The sequence below is a fragment of the Streptomyces sp. NBC_01474 genome (genome assembly GCF_035918215.1).
Taxonomy (GTDB): Bacteria; Actinomycetota; Actinomycetes; order Streptomycetales; family Streptomycetaceae; genus Streptomyces; species Streptomyces aureus.
Genome location: NZ_CP109449.1, coordinates 9,344,447 through 9,360,383, shown reverse-complemented (window position 1 = coordinate 9,360,383; position 15,937 = coordinate 9,344,447). Strand labels below are relative to the sequence as shown.

Sequence of the window (15,937 nt, the reverse complement as noted above, 5' to 3'; positions counted from 1 at the left end):
ACAACCACCCGATCGGAGAGTTCATGAACACCGTGCAACAGAGGGCGCATCGCGCCGGTCCCGTACCGGCCCCGCGCGCTCGCGTGGTGATCGCCAAACCCGGCCTCGACGGCCACGACCGTGGTGCCAAGGTCATCGCGCGGGCGCTGCGCGACGCGGGCTACGAGGTGATCTACACCGGCCTGCACCAGACCCCGGAGCAGATCGTCGCGACCGTCATCGCCGAGGACGCGCCGCTCCTCGGGCTCTCCGTACTGTCGGGTGCCCACCTGACGATCGTCGAGAGGGTGCTCCAGTTGCTGGCCGAAGAGGATGCCGGCGACGTCCGTATCCTGGTCGGCGGGATCATCCCCGACGCCGACATCGCAGCCCTCGAAGCGCTGGGCGTCCACGCCGTGTTCACTCCCGGCGCGGGCATCGGCGGCATCGTCGAGACCGTCGACCGCCTGCTGACCGCAACTGACACGACCGCCATCACTGAGACCACCACGGACCCCGCGCTGGAGCCGGCATGCTGAAGAAAGTCCTCATCGCCAACCGTGGCGAAATCGCTGTCCGCGTGGCCCGGGCGTGCCGGGATGCCGGTATCGCGAGCGTTGCCGTTTACGCGGAACCGGACCGGGACGCTTCGCATGTCCGAGCGGCGGACGAGGCGTTCGCGTTGGGCGGTGACACCCCGGCCACCAGCTATCTCGACATGGCGAAGGTGCTGCAGGCCGCCAAGGACTCCGGCGCGGACGCCATCCACCCCGGCTACGGATTCCTGTCGGAGAACGCGGAGTTCGCCCAGGCCGTCCTGGACGCCGGACTGATCTGGATCGGCCCGCCCCCGCAGGCCATCCGCGACCTGGGCGACAAGGTCGCCGCCCGGCACATCGCCCAGCGCGCCGGCGCCCCGCTGGTCGCCGGCACCCCGGACCCCGTGTCCGGATCCGACGAGGTCGTCGCGTTCGCCCGCGAACACGGCCTGCCCATCGCCATCAAGGCCGCCTTCGGCGGCGGCGGCCGCGGCCTCAAGGTCGCCCGCACCCTCGAAGAGATCCCCGAGCTCTACGACTCCGCCGTACGCGAAGCCGTCGCAGCGTTCGGCCGCGGCGAATGCTTCGTCGAGCGCTACCTCGACAAGCCCCGCCACGTGGAGACCCAGTGCCTGGCCGACACCCACGGCAACGTGGTCGTCGTCTCCACCCGCGACTGCTCCCTGCAGCGCCGCCACCAAAAACTCGTCGAAGAGGCCCCCGCCCCCTTCCTGACGCCGGCGCAGAACGAGCAGCTCTACACCGCCTCCAAAGCCATCCTCAAGGAAGCCGGCTACGTCGGCGCCGGCACCGTCGAGTTCCTCGTCGGCCTCGACGGCACCATCTCCTTCCTCGAGGTCAACACCCGCCTCCAGGTCGAACACCCCGTCACCGAAGAGGTCGCCGGCATCGACCTCGTACGCGAGATGTTCCGCATCGCCGACGGCGAAGCACTCGGCTACGACGACCCCACCCTGCGCGGCCACTCCTTCGAGTTCCGCATCAACGGCGAGGACCCCGGCCGCGGCTTCCTGCCCGCCCCCGGCACCGTCACCCGCTTCGCACCCCCCACCGGCCCCGGCATCCGCCTGGACGCCGGCGTCGAGACCGGCAGCGTCATCGGCCCCGCCTGGGACTCCCTGCTCGCCAAACTGATCGTCACCGGCGCCACCCGCGAACAGGCCCTGCAACGCGCCGCCCGCGCCCTGGCCGAGTTCGACGTCGAAGGCATGGCCACCGCCATCCCCTTCCACCGCGCCGTCGTCGTCGACCCCGCCTTCACCAGCGACCCGTTCACCATCCACACCCGCTGGATCGAGACCGAGTTCGTCAACGAGATCAAGCCCTTCGCCGCCACCCCCGACACCGACACCGACGAGGAAGCCGGCCGCGAGACCGTCGTCGTCGAGGTCGGCGGCAAACGCCTCGAGGTGTCCCTCCCCGTCTCACTCGGCATGTCCCTGGCCCGCACCGGCCTCGCCGCCGGCGCCAAGCCCAAACGACGCGCCGCGAAGAAGTCCGGACCCGCCGCCTCCGGCGACACCCTCGCCTCCCCCATGCAGGGCACCATCGTCAAGATCGCCGTCGAGGAAGGCCAGGAAGTCAAGGAAGGCGACCTCGTCGTCGTCCTCGAAGCCATGAAAATGGAACAACCCCTCAACGCCCACCGCACCGGCATCATCAAGGGCCTCAACACCGAGATCGGCGCCTCCATCACCTCCGGCGCCACCATCTGCGAGATCAAGGACTGATACGGCCTGTGGACCGAGTTCGGGCCCGCGTCCTGAGCTCACGGTGAGCGTCGCCGCCCACCGGCCGGCGGGCCGAAGCCGGCAGCCCAGGAGGACCTTCTTCTGGGCTGTCGGGCTCTCGCTCCTACGCGCTCACTCCGGAGTCTCGAAGATCGGGACGATCGTGGCCCGCGCCACCGCATGGGTGAAGAGCTGGATGCCCAGCCATGCCGGGGATGCCGCCGCCGGCACAGCCAGCTCGGGCGTGTCCAGCGCGTGGACGGCGTAGATGTAACGGTGAGGACCGTGCCCGGGAGGGGGCGAGGCGCCGAGGAAGCTGTGCCCGCCCGCGTCGTTGGCCAGCATCTTCGCGCCGACGGGAAGGTACTTCCCGCCTGGCGCACCGGCACCGGCCTCCAGTTCGTGTACCGACGCGGGGATGTCGTACACGGCCCAGTGCCAGAATCCGCTCGCCGTAGGTGCGTCCGGGTCGAAGCAGGTCACCGCGAAGCTCTGCGTGTCGGCCGGGAACCCCTCCCAGGACAGCTGTGGGGAGCGGTCCTCGCCGGGGCCGCCGAAGAGACTGCTGCACTGCGCGACGTCGAGGGACTTTCCGTCCGCGATATCCGTGCTGTGCAAGCCGAACTCGGGCACTGAGGGCAGGACGCTGTAGGGATCGAAGGAGTGGGACATGTGCTTCTTCTCCTCTGGTCAGGCGGTCAGGTGCTCGCGGAGTGGTCGGTGACCGACCCGCCCTGATCGACCACACCCTCGACACTCGCACGACACCGGCATACGCCGCACGCCGCAAATGGGCGACTTCCCTCCCGAAAGGGACCGCGAGGGGTCCATCGCGGGCGACGCACACCCCGGGAAAAGTTCTGCCCGGGGGCGCGACCACCCTGCCCACACACGGTATTGATTCACACTACACATAGATGCATAATGCCGTTATGGATAAGCGGGTTGCGGAAGTCGACGCCCGGGCCGAAGGCCTGATGATCGCCGTGGAGCAGATGGTTCGCTACGTGCGGCACAGCGCCGTCGCCGGCGGCCTGAGCACCGCGGCCTCGTCCGCGATCGGCCGGCTCGGCCGCGAAGGCCCGCACCGACTGAGCGAACTCGCCAGGGCCGAAGGCGTCTCCCAGCCGAACATGACCCAACTCGTCACCCGCATGGAACGCACGGGCCTGGTACGCCGTGTGGCTGACCACAACGACGGCCGGGCCGTCCTCGTGGAGGCCACCGAAAGCGGCCTCGAGGTCTTCCGGCAGCGGCGCGCCGAGCGGGCCCGGGCTCTCGACCTGCTCATCGGGGAGCTGACCGAGCCGGAGCAGCAGGCCGTGCGGACCGCGCTGCCCGCCCTGGCCCGCGCCATCCAAGACCGCCAGGCCCACGACTGACGCGCCCCGCCACCAGCCACCCACCACCCCGCAAATCTGTCCGCGCTCCCTCACCACCGCTTCTCGACACTTTGGAGAGAACCGCACATGAGTGCACCGCATGGAAAGGCCGCCAGCCCCTTCAAGCAGCCCAAGGCCGTCTGGGCCGTGGCGTTCGCCTGTGTGATCTCGTTCATGGGCATCGGCCTGGTCGACCCGATCCTCCCCGCCCTGGCCGAGAACCTGCACGCCTCACCCAGCCAGGTCTCCCTGCTCTTCAGCAGCTACCTGATCGTGACCGCGGTCGCCATGCTCTTCGTCGGCTGGATATCCAGCCGCATCGGCGCCAAGCGCACCCTCGTCGTGGGCCTGGTCGTCATCGTCGTCTTCGCCGCCCTGGCCGGGATGGCCGGCTCGGTCAATGGCATCGTCGGCATGCGGGCCGGCTGGGGCCTGGGCAACGCGATGTTCATCGCCACCTCCCTCGCCGTCATCGTCGCCTCCGCGAGCGGCGGCTTCGGCGGCGCGATCATCCTGTACGAGACCGCGCTCGGCCTCGGGATCGCCGTCGGCCCGCTACTGGGCGGGGAGTTGGGCGGGATCAGCTGGCGCGGCCCGTTCTTCGGCGTCGCCGTCCTGATGGCCATCGCGCTGGTCGCGACCCTCGCCTTCGTGCCCTCACTGCCCAAGCCGAAGCGCCCCACCTCGCCGATCGCACCGCTCAAGGCGCTGCGCCACCGCGGCCTGCTGACCATGGGCATCATGGCCCTGCTGTACAACTGGGGCTTCTTCACGATGCTCGGCTACGCCCCGTACCCGATGAAGCTGAACGCGCACGAGCTCGGTCTGGTCTTCACCGGCTGGGGCCTGCTGGTGGCCGCCTTCAGCGTCTTCTTCGCCCCGCGCCTGCAGGCCCGCTTCGGCACGGCTCCCGTCCTGTACGCCAACCTGCTCGGCCTCGGCATCGTGATGGCGCTCATCGCCGCCGGCGTCAGCAACCCCACCGTCGTCATCGTGTCCGTCATCGTGAGCGGCGCCTTCATCGGCATCAACAACACCCTGACCACACAGGCCGTCATGCTCGTCTCCCCCGTCGAGCGCCCCGTGGCCTCTTCCGCCTACGGGTTCCTGCGCTTCATAGGCGGCGGTCTGGCCCCCTTCGTCGCGGGCAAGCTCGCCGACGCCACGGACCTGAGCGTCCCCTTCTACCTGGGCGCCGCCACCTTCCTCCTGGCCATCCCCGTGCTGGCGAGCGGCCACAGTCTGCTGCGCAAGGCGGAGGCCAAGCTGGGCGAGGGTGAGCCCGTCGCCCCGTCACTCACCCCCGTCGGCAGCCCGGCCGTTGCGACGGACGCGCCGCCCGTCATCGTCGCGGTGGGCGCCCACGACAGGGCCGCCGCCATCGTCGACGCCGCGGCCCGGCTCGCTCGCGACACCGGCAGCCCGCTGGAGGTCGTCCACGTCCAGCAGACCGCGGTGGTCGAGGAACAGGCTGTCGACACCGAGACGGACGAGCAGGCCCGTGCCGCAGTGACCGCCCACCTCGACCGCCTCAGCGCCGACGGCATCGCTGCCACCGGGCAGATCCTGACGAGCGTGGGCGACCACGCCGCCGCGGGCCGCGCCCTCGCCCACCACGCGGCGGAGGTGCACGCCCGTACGGTGGCCATCGGACGCTCGCCGCGCGGCCCCGTCACCCAGTTCGCCGACGGCAGTCTCACCACCGCCCTCACCCACTCCGCCACGTGCACGGTCGTCCTCGTCGACCCCGACAGCACACCCCGGCACCTGACCAAGGACAGCCTGGCGGAGATGCGGAACAGCGCGATCTGATCCATTGCCGTCCGAGCTGCGGTGCACGTCCGTGCCGCAGCCCGGAGCTGTCTCCGCCGGCACGGGCCGAAGGGACGAGGTGCTCGGCCAGATGCATCTCGAACCGGGTGAGCAGCGGTCCCGGTCCACGGTGGCCGGGGCCACGCCGCGGGGCTCGGCGGTGCGCAGGGCGCCGATGCGGGGGAGCCCTGCCGAACATTCCCGGTCCGCGCTCTTCCGCTCGGTCATCCACCGCGGCAACGTCCTTGGAAGTCCGAATCCGGCTGAGACGCCGATCACTTTAGCGGCGCCCACTGGACGACATACCGACTAGTCAGGATGATGAGTCCGTCCAGTTCAGACGTCCCGTAGGAGCAAAGATGAGCGCCGGCCACCCTCCAGGTCTCGATCTCGACCAGTTGCGCGGCCACCTCGACCGGGAGCGCCCGGGACTCGTGACCGGTCCGCTGTCCGGGCGGGTCGTCGAGGGCGGCCGGTCGAACCTGACCTACATCGTCGGCGACGGCTCGTCGACCTGGGTGGTCCGGCGTCCGCCGCTGGGTCATGTGCTCGCCACCGCGCACGACATGAAGCGCGAGTACCGGGTGATCAGCGCCCTGAACCCGACGTCCGTGCCGGTGCCCGGGGCGCTGCTCATGTGCGAGGACGACAGCGTGCTCGGCGCGCCGTTCTACGTGATGGAGTACGTGGCGGGCACGCCGTACCGCACGGCCGACCAGCTCGCGCAGCTGGGCCCTGAGCGCACCCGCGCCGCCGTGCTGAGCCTCGTGGACACCCTCGTCGACCTGCACGCCGTGGACCCCGCCGAGGTGGGCCTCGCGGACTTCGGGCGGCCCGAGGGGTTCCTCGACCGGCAGCTGCGGCGCTGGGGCAAGCAGCTCGACGCGTCCAGGAACCGCGAGCTGGCCGGCGTCGACGAGCTGCACGCGGCGCTCGGCCGCTCGCTGCCGACCTCGCCCGCCCCCACGGTCGTGCACGGCGACTACCGCCTCGACAACGTCCTGATCAACGAGGACGCCGACGGCGTCGACCGGATCAAGGCCGTCCTCGACTGGGAGATGTCCACGCTCGGCGACCCGCTCACCGACCTGGGCCTGCTGGTGATGTACAGCGCGAAGCTGGAGGTGCCCGACTCCCCCGTCTCCACGACCGCCGCTGCCGCCGGGCACCCCGACCCGGCCGAGATCATCGAGCGGTACGCCGCGCGCTCGGGGCGTGACGTGTCCGCCGTCTCCTGGTACACGGCCTTCGCCTGGTTCAAGCTCGCCGTGATCCTGGAAGGCATCCACTACCGCTACACCCTCGGCCAGACCGTCGGCGCCGGCTTCGACCGTATCGGTGAGCTCGTGCCCGTCTTCATCGACCACGGCCTGACGACCCTTCAGAAAGGCTGACCCGCAATGGACTTCGCATTCGACGCGCGCACGGAGGAACTGCGGGCGAAACTCCTCGCCTTCATGGACGAGCACGTGCACCCCGCCGAGGCCGTCGCGGACGAGCAGCGCGCGCAGCTCGCCTCCCCGTGGGACACCCCGCCCGTCGTCGACGAGCTGAAGGCCGAGGCCAGGCGGCAGGGCCTGTGGAACCTCTTCCTGCCCGACGCGGAGTACGGCGCCGGGCTGACCAACCTCCAGTACGCGCCGCTGGCCGAGATCACCGGCCGCAGCCCGCAGTTGGCGCCCACGGCCCTCAACTGCGCGGCCCCCGACACCGGCAACATGGAGGTGCTCTCCCAGTTCGGCGACGAGCACCAGAAGAAGCAGTGGCTCGAGCCGCTGCTCGCCGGTGAGATCCGCTCCGCGTTCGCGATGACCGAGCCCGAGGTGGCCTCCTCCGACGCCACGAACATCACCACGCTCATCGAGCGCGACGGCGACGAGTACGTCATCACCGGCCGCAAGTGGTACATCTCCGGGGCGATGAACCCGGACTGCAAGATCTTCATCGTGATGGGCAAGACGGACCCCGAGGGCTCGGACATCCGCCGCCAGCAGTCCATGGTGCTCGTCCCCCGCGACACCCCCGGCCTCGAGATCCGGCGCGCCATGCAGGTGTACGGCTACGAGGACCACTACCACGGCGGCCACGCCGAGGTCGTCTTCGACCGCGTCCGTGTCCCGGCGAGCCACCTGATCGGCGAGGAGGGCGGCGGCTTCGCCATCGCCCAGGCGCGGCTCGGCCCGGGCCGCATCCACCACTGCATGCGGCTGATCGGCATGGCCGAGCGGGCCATCGAGCTGATGTGCAAGAGGGCCGTGGCGCGTACCGCGTTCGGCAAGCCGCTGGCCCAGCAGGGCGTCGTACAGGAATGGATCGCGGACGCGCGGGTCGCGGTGGAGCAGCTGCGCCTGCTCGTCCTCAAGACGGCCTGGCTGATGGACACCGTCGGCAACAAGGGCGCCCACACGGAGATCCAGTCCATCAAGATCGCCACCCCGCGCACGGTCGTCGACATCATCGACCAGGCCGTACAGCTGCACGGAGCGGGCGGCGTCAGCCAGGACTTCCCGCTGGCCGAACTCTGGGCCGCCGCGCGCACCCTGCGCCTCGCGGACGGCCCCGACGAGGTCCACCAGCGCTCGCTGGCCCGGCGCGAGCTGAAGAAGTACCTCTGACACGTGGAGATCCGGCCCACCGCAGCCGGAATCGCGATGTGGCCCCTGCCCGGTCGGGCGGGGGCCGCGTCTGTTGAAGTGCCCTTGCCGCCGCCAATTTCGGACCTGGTGTATCAAGCGACGAGTGATATCGGCAGACTTCATGCATTGCACTCCACCATCACGAGGAATTCACATGATCACGCTCACCAAGGAAGACGGACCGGCCGATCTCGACGGTGTGACCCACCTGTCGATCGGGGTGTCCTGGGACCCCACCGCCGGAAGCAGCGGCGGGCTGATGGGCAAGCTCCGCCGCAACGTCGGCACGGACCTCGACCTCATCGCCATCGCGCTGCAGGGCGCCGACCCGGTACGGCTGGCAGGCCTCGACTCCCTGGACCCGCTGGGCAACGGCTCCTTGGTGCACAGCGGCGACAACCAGACGGGGCGCGGTGACGGGGACGACGAGACCGTGACCGTCGAGTTCGGCCGCATCCCGACGAACATCACGTCGATCGTGTTCGTGGCCGCCGCGTACAAGAAGTCCAGCTCCTTCCAGAAGGCGCGGAACATCAGCTTCAAGGTGTACGACGCGACCGGTGGCACCTCTCAGCAGGTCGCCGACATCTGGCCGAGCCTGCTCACCAACGACAACGGCTGCCGTGTCGCCAAGGCGATCCGGGTCGACGGCAGTTGGAAGCTCGAGGTGCTGAACGAGACCGGGAAGATCAAGCAGGGTGACGAGCGGGCGCTGATGCGTTTCGCCGTGAGCAACCGGTAGACGGGGATCAATAAGGCAGCCAGGGATCAATAGGCAGGAGGCCGGGCGCGTCGTGTACGTGCCCGGCTCCGCTTCTGTGTCCCCGATGAGGCACCGTTCAGTGATGTGGCGTCCGGCGCGCCGACGTCGGAGGGTCGCTGCCTGCCGTCAGGTGCGTGGTGAACCACTGCCTCGCGAGGTCGGCGACCCGGTCGAGCGCTCCGGGTTCCTCGAAGAGATGCGTGGCTCCTGGCACGATCTCCAGCCTGTTCTCGCAACGGAGTTGAGCCTGGGCGGCACGGTTGAGGTCGAGCACCATCACGTCGGCCCCGCCGACGATGAGCAGGGTCGGCGCTCGTACGTCGTCCAGGCGCGGCCCGGCGAGGTCGGGCCGTCCGCCGCGGGACACCACGGCACCGATGTCCGGGTCGTCGGCGGCCGCCCGGAGCGCCGCCGCAGCCCCGGTGCTGGCACCGAAGTATCCGATCGGCGCCGACTCGCGGTCGCGCAGCCAACGGGTGGCTCCCGCCAGCCTGCCGGCGAGAGTGCCGATATCGAAGACGTTGTTCCGGTCGGCCTCCTCGGCGGGCGTGAGCAGGTCGAACAGCAGCGTGCCGAGGCCCGCTTCCTGCAATACCTCCGCCACCGCACGATTGCGCGGACTGTGCCGGCTGCTGCCGGAGCCGTGGGCGAACATCACCAGGCCCGCGGCCCCTTCCGGCCGCGCGAGGTCTCCCGCGAGTCGGACTCCGGCGGCCTCCACCTCGACATCGGTCGTGACCGGTGCGGGCCGCACGCGTGCGGGATCCGCCACGGCCCGCGCCAGACACGCGGCCACTTCCTCGTCCGTGGTCTGCGAGAAGTCGCTGTACCACTCGCCGACGGAACCGAACAGGGGCTGTACGGAGAGGCACACCACGTCGTCGGCCACCGCACTCAGTCGGCGCACCGCGTCGGGCGGCGCCACCGGCACGGCAAGGACCACGCGGGCAGCGCCCTGCGCCCGTACGACCTGGCATGCGGCCGCCGCCGTGGCGCCGGTCGCGATCCCGTCGTCCACCACGATCACCGTATGGGCCTCGCCGGCCGACGCGGGCCGCCCGCCGCGGTACCGCCGTGCCCGCCGCTCCAGCTCCTGTCGCTCCGCGCGCTCGACGGCCGCGATGTGGTCAGGTTCGATCCCGCAGTGGCGCACGACGTCGTCGTTGAGGACCCGCACGCCGCCCTCGCCGATCGCGCCGAAGGCCAGTTCCGGCTGATACGGGACGCCGAGTTTGCGGACCACGATCACATCGAGCGGGGCGCCCAGCGCACGCGCCACCTCGAAGGCCACCGGAACACCGCCACGCGGCAGCCCGAGGACGACCGGCTCCTCATCACGCAGATGCTGCACCGCTGCGGCAAGCCGCCGCCCGGCATCGGTACGATCCGTGAACCGCACGGCGCTCGCCCCTCTCGGAGCCCCTCACAGGTGACGGCAGGCTTGCGTCTGCCCTTACCTCCGGGCTAACCCCGTTCGCGGCGCCGCGCAACTCGGGACGCGAGCCGCTGTCCGGCGCGACAATGGTGGTGCGGACGATGCACTCCTTCGCGGAGAGGCGGCACCGGCTATGCCGTACATATCGGTCACTGCGCTGAGCCACCCCGGCCTCAGGCGCGAACACAACGAGGACAGCCTGGTCGTCGGCCCGTGGACGCTGTGCGGAACGGTGACGGAGAATCCGCAGACGATGGCGTTCCCGCTCGGCCGTCCACTCGTGGTCGCTGTGGCCGACGGCATCGGCGGGCAGCCGGCCGGCGAGGTGGCCAGCAGCCTCGTCGTCCGCCGGCTGGCCCTGTTCGGGCCTGCGCTGGACGGCGAGGAAGCGGTGCGTGACGCGCTGGGGATGTGCAATCACGCCGTGTACGCGGCGGCCGACCGCGCCCCGGAGCTGTCCACGATGGGGACGACCGTCGCGGGTGTCGTGATCCTTGAAAAGGAACTGCTCGTGTTCAACGTCGGCGACAGCAGGGTGATCGAAGTGGGCCCGGCCGGTGACGGCGACGACGACGGCGACCCCGCCGGTGCCCGGGCCGCCACGGACGACACGCTCCACCAGGTGAGCGTGGACGACAGCCCGGCCCTCCCGCAGGGCCGGCGCACGACGTCGATCATCACGCAGGCGCTCGGTGGCGCACCGGCGTTCAGCGCGATCACGCCGCACGTCAGCACGTCATCGCTCACCCCAGGTACACGCATGCTGGTGTGCAGCGACGGCCTGACCGATCCCGTACTCGACGACGAGATCGACGACATCCTTCGGGCGCACGACGGCGGCAGGGCCGTCTTCGAGCTGTGGAAGGCCGCAATGGCCGCAGGCGGTCCCGACAACGTCACGATCGCGCTGGTCAGCGTCACCGGCTGACCCGACAACGACCGACCGGCCGGCCCGCTTTCAGCCGGCAAGGCCTTCCCCGCCTTCAGGCCGGGACATAGCGCAGCAACACGATCCCGCTCCGGAACGCCCTAAACGGCCGACGCCCTTACGAAGTAGGAGCGTTGGAGGGCACGGACGGTGGGCCCGGTGGTCGGGATGGTCGAGGCGGAAACAGCGGTGGAGGTGGCGGGGGCGCCGCGAGGGGACGACTGCGCTGCTGGGGTGGGGCCTGCGCGAGGGCCGGGGGCAGCGCGGATGGTGGCGGGGGCGGAGGCGGCTCGATCGCGGGCAGCAGCGGGCCGCCCTCGCTCAGTCGGGCGATGGTCAGCTCGGCGCGGCGGCGCGCCTGGGGGCCGTCGTCGCGTTCGTAGACGAGCCGGGTGCCCGCGCGGCCGAGGTTCTCGATGCCGAGCCGCTGGTAGCCGAGCGCGTGGGCAATATCTTCGATCCGCCCCAGCTTCGCGGCTGTGGAAAGGCCGGGGATCAGCTCGACGCGGCCACGGCCGTCGAAGCGCGCGCGTACTTCGTCGTCCTTCACCTGACTCCGCTCCCGGGAAAGGGCGGGAGTCACTGACTGCTCCACACCGCGAACCCATCAGTCCCCGACCGTAGAGCACCCGGGGTGCCGACAGCGTCACAAGTCGGCACCCGACGCATCGCCTCACCGGTCCAACACCGGTGTCAGTTTCAGGAGTTGAGGGTCTTGAGCAGCGCCGCGAGGCCGTCCGCGTAGATGCCGTGGAAGAGCTCCTCGACGTGGGCCTCGCTGACGCCGACGGGTGTGAACGAGCCCGTCCATTCCACCCGCGACGTTCCGGGCGCGCCGGATACGTCGCGCACCGTCAGCGTGGAGAGGTAGCCGGTGACGGGGAACGGTGCCTGCTCGATGGCGTAGGAGTAGGTGCGCCTGTCGTCGTCGAAGGCCTTGAGGCGTTCGACGATGACGCCGCCGTCCTGATTGGTCAGGCGGCGCACGCGGCCGCCCTCGCTCAGCTCGCTCTCGGGGATGTACGGGAGCCAGTCGGGCAGGGAGTCGAAGCCGCCGATGAGCCGCCAGACGTCGTCGGCGGATCGGGGGAGGTCGATGGTGGCGGTGGCTGTGGCGGTGGCGGCCATGTGCCGGTCCTTTCGTGTGACGTGAAGCCGGTGGTCAGGCAGTGGGAGTGGGGGCGTCGGCAGCGATGAGCTGCTCGTCGCGGAGCGCGGTCCAGAAGGCGGCCGGGACGTTCTCCTTGAGGGCGGCGATGTCTTCGGCGATGCGGCTGGGCCGGGTGGCGCCGGGGACGACGGCGGCCGTGGCCGGGTGTGCCAGGGCGAACTGCAGGGCGGCGGCCTTGATGCTGACACCGTGCCCGGCGGCGAGCGCCTTGATCCTCTCGACCTTGGCGATGATGTCCGCGGGGGCCTTCTGGTACTCGAAGTGCTGCCCACCGGCGAGGATGCCGGAGCTGTAGGGGCCGCCGACGACCATGTCGATGTTCTGCTCGGTGGCGGCGGGCAGCAGCCTCTGCAGGGAGCGGTTGTGGTCGAGCAGGGTGTAGCGGCCTGCCAGGAGGAACGCGTCGGGCTTGGGCTCGTCCAGGTCGAGGGTGAGCTCGATCGGCTCCACGCGGTTGACGCCGAGGCCCCAGGCCTTGATGACGCCCTCGTCGCGGAGGTTCTGCAGGACACGGAAGGCGCCGGTGCGGGCCGTCTCGTAGACGGCGAGCCAGTCGTCGCCGTGGAAGTCCTGGGCGACGTCGTGCACCCAGACGATGTCGAGCCGGTCCGTCTTAAGGCGCTTGAGGCTGTCCTCGATGGAACGCAGGGTGGCGTCCGCGGTGTAGAGGTCGACCATCTTGTTCGCGCGGCCGTGCTCGAAGAGACCGCCCTTCTCGCCCAGGTCGCGGTCGGCGGGGTCCTCCAGCTCGTCCAGGATGACGCGGCCGACCTTGGTGCTGAGCACGTACTCGTCACGCGGCCGGTCGGCCAGCACATCGCCGAGGCGCAGCTCGGACAGGCCCGCACCGTAGAAGGGCGCGGTGTCGAAGTAGCGGATGCCCTGGTCCCAGGCGGCCTCGACGGTGGCGGCGGCCTCCTCGTCGGGGATGCTGCGGAACATGTTGCCGAGCGGGGCGGTACCGAAGCCGAGGGATCCCGGCAGGAGGGACTTGATACCCATGAGTGGAATCTTTCTGTCTGTCATGTGATGCGAAGCTCAGGACGGTTTCTCCTGCTCCGCGGCTCTTGCTCTGTCGAGGTTAGGATCGAGGGGTCAGACTGTCCAAGACTTGCTTGGACACACTTGAGTCCCCAGAGGTCTTACATGCTTGACCTGCGACAACTTCGCTATTTCGTGGCCGTGGCCGAGGAGGAACACGTCGGCCGGGCCGCCGATCGCCTGCACATCTCCCAGTCGCCACTGAGCCGGCAGATCGCCCAGCTGGAGAAGAACCTGGGCCTGACCCTGTTCGAGCGCAGCCAGCAGCGCCTGCGCCTCACCTCGGACGGCCGCGTCTTCCTCACCGAGGCCACGGCCCTGCTGCGGCACGCGGACCGGCTCGAGAACCTCGGCCGCCGCCTCGGGCGCGGCGAGGAAGGCGGACTGTGCGTGGGATACGTCGGCGACGCCATGCACACCGGGATCCTGCCGCAGGCCCTGCGCGCCCTGCACGACGAGCGGCCTGGCATCCACGTCGCCCTCTACGACCTGACCGCGGCCCAGCAGTTCGAGGGCCTGCGCCAGCGCAGCCTGGACATCGCCCTCGTCCCGGAGGCGCCCCCCGAGGCGGACCCCGACCTGCGCAGCGCCCTCCTCCTGGAAGACCCCCTGCTCCTGGCCATGCCGAGCAGCCACCCGCTTGCCGGGAGGGGGGAGATCCTGCCCGAAGACCTCGACGGTCAGCCGTGGATCGCCATCGAGAACAGCCAACAGCCGGCCTGGCGCGACGACTTCGTCGCCGCCTGCGCGGCGGCCGGGTTCACCCCCGACATCCGGCTCGAAGCCCCCGAACCCCTGACCGCGCTCGGCCTGGCCGCATCCGGCCTCGGCATGGCGCTGGTCCAGGAGAGCATGCTGCGGGGCGACACCCCAGGCGTCACGGTTCGTGAACTCCCCTGGTTCCAAAGGTCCGTACGCCTCTGGGCCGCCTGGCACCAGATCGATCTGCGGCCGGTCGTCACGTCCTTCCGCGCGACCGTGCTGAACACCGAGAACGTCGCGGACGTCGCGCACGATGCGGACGTCGCGGACGTCGCGGACGTCGCGGACGTCGCGGACGTCGCGGACGAGCCTGTCAGCTGATGCCGGCGGTGGCCTGCTCCCCCGCGTTCCGGAGCGCCTTCTCGCGGCGCGGGAGCAGCAGCGGGGTGGCCAGGAGGACGACTCCGGCGATCGCGATCGCGGTGCGGGGGCCGGTGACGGCGGCGATCACACCCCACACGGCGGTCAGGGCCGCGATGGACAGGCTGCTACTCACCGACCACGCGGACAGCGTGCGGGCGACCCGGTCGGGGTCGCTGTGTTCGAGCCGGTAGGTGGCGAGCACCGGGTTGAACAGACCGCAGCAGGTCACCAGGCCGAGCTGGACGGCGATGACGAGCACGATCCCGGGAACTCCGGGCTGGACGAACGCCAGCCCGATGGGCCAGCACGCACGCAAGGCTCCAACGGTGAGCATCACCTTGTGCTGTCCGAACCGTGCCACGAGCGGGTGCGCCACGCGTGAGCCGATGAGTCCACCGATGCACGGGGCCGCGAAGGCGAGACCGTACTGCCAGGGTGCGAAGCCGAGCCGGCTCAGCATGAGCACGGCGATCAGCGGCTCCGAGGCCATGATGAGGCCGTTGACGACGATCGAGTTGAGGAACAGCGGGCGCAGCGTGCGGTGGCTGAGGATGTAGCGCCACCCTTCGAGCAGATCACCGGCGCGCAGCCGTGGTGCCGCGGCCCGCGCGGGGCGGGCTTCCGTCCCTCCGATGGCACGGATGCCCAGCGCCGAGAGCAGGTAGCTGACCGCGTCGGCGATCACCGTCGTCACAGGGCCGAACATCCCGATCGCGGCCCCGCCGAGCGGCGGCCCGACCACGATCGAGGCCCAGGTCGTGGACTCGAAGCGGCCGTTCGCGACGAGCAGGTCCTCCGGCGGCACGAGCGACTTCAGATACGCGCCGCCGGCCGCCTTGAAGGCGATGTCGGCCGCCGCGACGACCACGGAGACGGCGAGCAGTTGGACGAAGCTGAGCCCGCCGAACGCGAACACGGCGGGGACGCTCATCAGCGCCGCGAACCGGATCAGGTCCATCGCGATCATGACGGGCCGCTTACGCCGGAACTCCATCCACGGCCCGAGCGGCACCGCGACCACGGCCCCCACGGCCCGCCCCGCGGCGGCCAGCGCCGCCACCTGCGTCGGCCCGGAGTGCAGCACGAGGATCGCGATCAAGGGGAATGCGCCGAACCCGAACCCCGTGCCGTACGAGCTGACCGCGAACGCCGCCCACAACCACCCGAAGCGCCGCCCCAGCGCCCGTCTGCCCTTCACACTCACTGCACCTCTCGCCGCCCCCGACAACCACACGCTGACCACCGACATCAAAGCGAGGAGCAGACGACGAGATCAAACAACCGACCCGCCATGAGAACACAACCAGTCGTTGTGCGGGCATTCGGGCCGCGCGGATCTCTCGGCGTCAACCGGGAATCGCGCGGGCCTGAGGCT

15 protein-coding genes are annotated in these 15,937 nt (G+C 70.4%); 9 read left to right on the top strand and 6 right to left on the bottom strand.

All coding sequences use genetic code 11. From position 1 onward, the window contains the following. The first annotated feature begins 23 nt into the window (after nt 1–23). Nucleotides 24–518, top strand: coding sequence for a cobalamin B12-binding domain-containing protein (locus tag OG758_RS42870; protein WP_326714824.1), 495 nt, complete (start codon nt 24–26; stop codon nt 516–518). Beyond that, entirely contained in the window at nt 515–2,269 is a 1,755-nt protein-coding gene (locus OG758_RS42865; protein ID WP_326716224.1) for an acetyl/propionyl/methylcrotonyl-CoA carboxylase subunit alpha, read from the top strand. The genes OG758_RS42870 and OG758_RS42865 overlap by 4 nt, the downstream gene beginning before the upstream one ends. Before the next feature lie 132 nt (nt 2,270–2,401). Here the strand turns inward: OG758_RS42865 and OG758_RS42860 are convergent, their stop codons facing one another. Continuing rightward, complete coding sequence (locus OG758_RS42860; RefSeq protein ID WP_326714823.1) at nt 2,402–2,941, bottom strand: YbhB/YbcL family Raf kinase inhibitor-like protein; 540 nt, start codon at nt 2,939–2,941, stop codon at nt 2,402–2,404. Between the two features lie 245 nt (nt 2,942–3,186). Between OG758_RS42860 and OG758_RS42855 the strand changes: the two genes are divergently transcribed. From OG758_RS42855 to OG758_RS42835, 5 genes are all read left to right on the top strand, one after another. After that, complete coding sequence (locus OG758_RS42855) at nt 3,187–3,651, top strand: MarR family winged helix-turn-helix transcriptional regulator (RefSeq protein WP_372563864.1); 465 nt, start codon at nt 3,187–3,189, stop codon at nt 3,649–3,651. A gap of 87 nt (nt 3,652–3,738) precedes the next feature. After that, on the top strand, nt 3,739–5,463 hold the full coding sequence (locus OG758_RS42850; protein ID WP_326714821.1) for an MFS transporter: 1,725 nt from the start codon (nt 3,739–3,741) through the stop codon (nt 5,461–5,463). 359 nt (nt 5,464–5,822) lie between these two features. Next, nucleotides 5,823–6,857: a phosphotransferase family protein gene (locus OG758_RS42845; RefSeq protein WP_326714820.1), complete on the top strand. Its 1,035-nt coding sequence runs from the start codon at nt 5,823–5,825 to the stop codon at nt 6,855–6,857. Between the two features lie 6 nt (nt 6,858–6,863). Further along, complete coding sequence (locus OG758_RS42840) at nt 6,864–8,078, top strand: acyl-CoA dehydrogenase family protein (RefSeq protein ID WP_326714819.1); 1,215 nt, start codon at nt 6,864–6,866, stop codon at nt 8,076–8,078. Between the two features lie 175 nt (nt 8,079–8,253). Beyond that, nucleotides 8,254–8,841: a TerD family protein gene (locus OG758_RS42835; RefSeq protein ID WP_116501250.1), complete on the top strand. Its 588-nt coding sequence runs from the start codon at nt 8,254–8,256 to the stop codon at nt 8,839–8,841. Nucleotides 8,842–8,938: 97 nt separating this feature from the next. Here the strand turns inward: OG758_RS42835 and OG758_RS42830 are convergent, their stop codons facing one another. Then, a complete protein-coding gene (locus tag OG758_RS42830; protein WP_326714818.1) occupies nt 8,939–10,261 on the bottom strand; it encodes a phosphoribosyltransferase family protein in 1,323 nt (440 codons plus the stop codon). Nucleotides 10,262–10,430: 169 nt separating this feature from the next. Here OG758_RS42830 and OG758_RS42825 point away from each other — a divergent pair, with 169 nt between their 5' ends. Continuing rightward, nucleotides 10,431–11,225 carry a PP2C family protein-serine/threonine phosphatase gene (locus OG758_RS42825; protein WP_326714817.1) on the top strand — a complete coding sequence of 265 codons (795 nt, stop codon included), beginning with the start codon at nt 10,431–10,433 and terminating at the stop codon, nt 11,223–11,225. A 118-nt stretch (nt 11,226–11,343) separates the two neighbouring features. Here the strand turns inward: OG758_RS42825 and OG758_RS42820 are convergent, their stop codons facing one another. From OG758_RS42820 to OG758_RS42810, 3 genes are all read right to left on the bottom strand, one after another. Further along, complete coding sequence (locus OG758_RS42820) at nt 11,344–11,775, bottom strand: hypothetical protein (protein ID WP_326714816.1); 432 nt, start codon at nt 11,773–11,775, stop codon at nt 11,344–11,346. Between the two features lie 149 nt (nt 11,776–11,924). After that, nucleotides 11,925–12,353, bottom strand: a complete 429-nt coding sequence (locus OG758_RS42815; RefSeq protein ID WP_326714815.1) for an SRPBCC family protein — start codon at nt 12,351–12,353, stop codon at nt 11,925–11,927. Between the two features lie 34 nt (nt 12,354–12,387). After that, nucleotides 12,388–13,398: an aldo/keto reductase gene (locus OG758_RS42810; RefSeq protein WP_326714814.1), complete on the bottom strand. Its 1,011-nt coding sequence runs from the start codon at nt 13,396–13,398 to the stop codon at nt 12,388–12,390. Nucleotides 13,399–13,542: 144 nt separating this feature from the next. Here OG758_RS42810 and OG758_RS42805 point away from each other — a divergent pair, with 144 nt between their 5' ends. Then, nucleotides 13,543–14,520, top strand: coding sequence for a LysR substrate-binding domain-containing protein (locus tag OG758_RS42805; RefSeq protein ID WP_326714813.1), 978 nt, complete (start codon nt 13,543–13,545; stop codon nt 14,518–14,520). Here the strand turns inward: OG758_RS42805 and OG758_RS42800 are convergent. Then, nucleotides 14,513–15,760, bottom strand: a complete 1,248-nt coding sequence (locus tag OG758_RS42800; RefSeq protein ID WP_326714812.1) for an MFS transporter — start codon at nt 15,758–15,760, stop codon at nt 14,513–14,515. The genes OG758_RS42805 and OG758_RS42800 overlap by 8 nt on opposite strands. Nucleotides 15,761–15,937 lie beyond the last annotated feature (177 nt).

Coding starts and splice junctions, on each gene's coding strand:
- OG758_RS42805 (WP_326714813.1), top strand. CDS start 13,543: ATGCTTGACCTGCGACAACTTCGCTATTTCGTGGCCGTGGCCGAGGAG.
- OG758_RS42870 (WP_326714824.1), top strand. CDS start 24: ATGAACACCGTGCAACAGAGGGCGCATCGCGCCGGTCCCGTACCGGCC.
- OG758_RS42845 (WP_326714820.1), top strand. CDS start 5,823: ATGAGCGCCGGCCACCCTCCAGGTCTCGATCTCGACCAGTTGCGCGGC.
- OG758_RS42850 (WP_326714821.1), top strand. CDS start 3,739: ATGAGTGCACCGCATGGAAAGGCCGCCAGCCCCTTCAAGCAGCCCAAG.
- OG758_RS42840 (WP_326714819.1), top strand. CDS start 6,864: ATGGACTTCGCATTCGACGCGCGCACGGAGGAACTGCGGGCGAAACTC.
- OG758_RS42815 (WP_326714815.1), bottom strand. CDS start 12,353: ATGGCCGCCACCGCCACAGCCACCGCCACCATCGACCTCCCCCGATCC.
- OG758_RS42835 (WP_116501250.1), top strand. CDS start 8,254: ATGATCACGCTCACCAAGGAAGACGGACCGGCCGATCTCGACGGTGTG.
- OG758_RS42810 (WP_326714814.1), bottom strand. CDS start 13,398: ATGGGTATCAAGTCCCTCCTGCCGGGATCCCTCGGCTTCGGTACCGCC.
- OG758_RS42860 (WP_326714823.1), bottom strand. CDS start 2,941: ATGTCCCACTCCTTCGATCCCTACAGCGTCCTGCCCTCAGTGCCCGAG.
- OG758_RS42855 (WP_372563864.1), top strand. CDS start 3,187: ATGCATAATGCCGTTATGGATAAGCGGGTTGCGGAAGTCGACGCCCGG.
- OG758_RS42825 (WP_326714817.1), top strand. CDS start 10,431: ATGCCGTACATATCGGTCACTGCGCTGAGCCACCCCGGCCTCAGGCGC.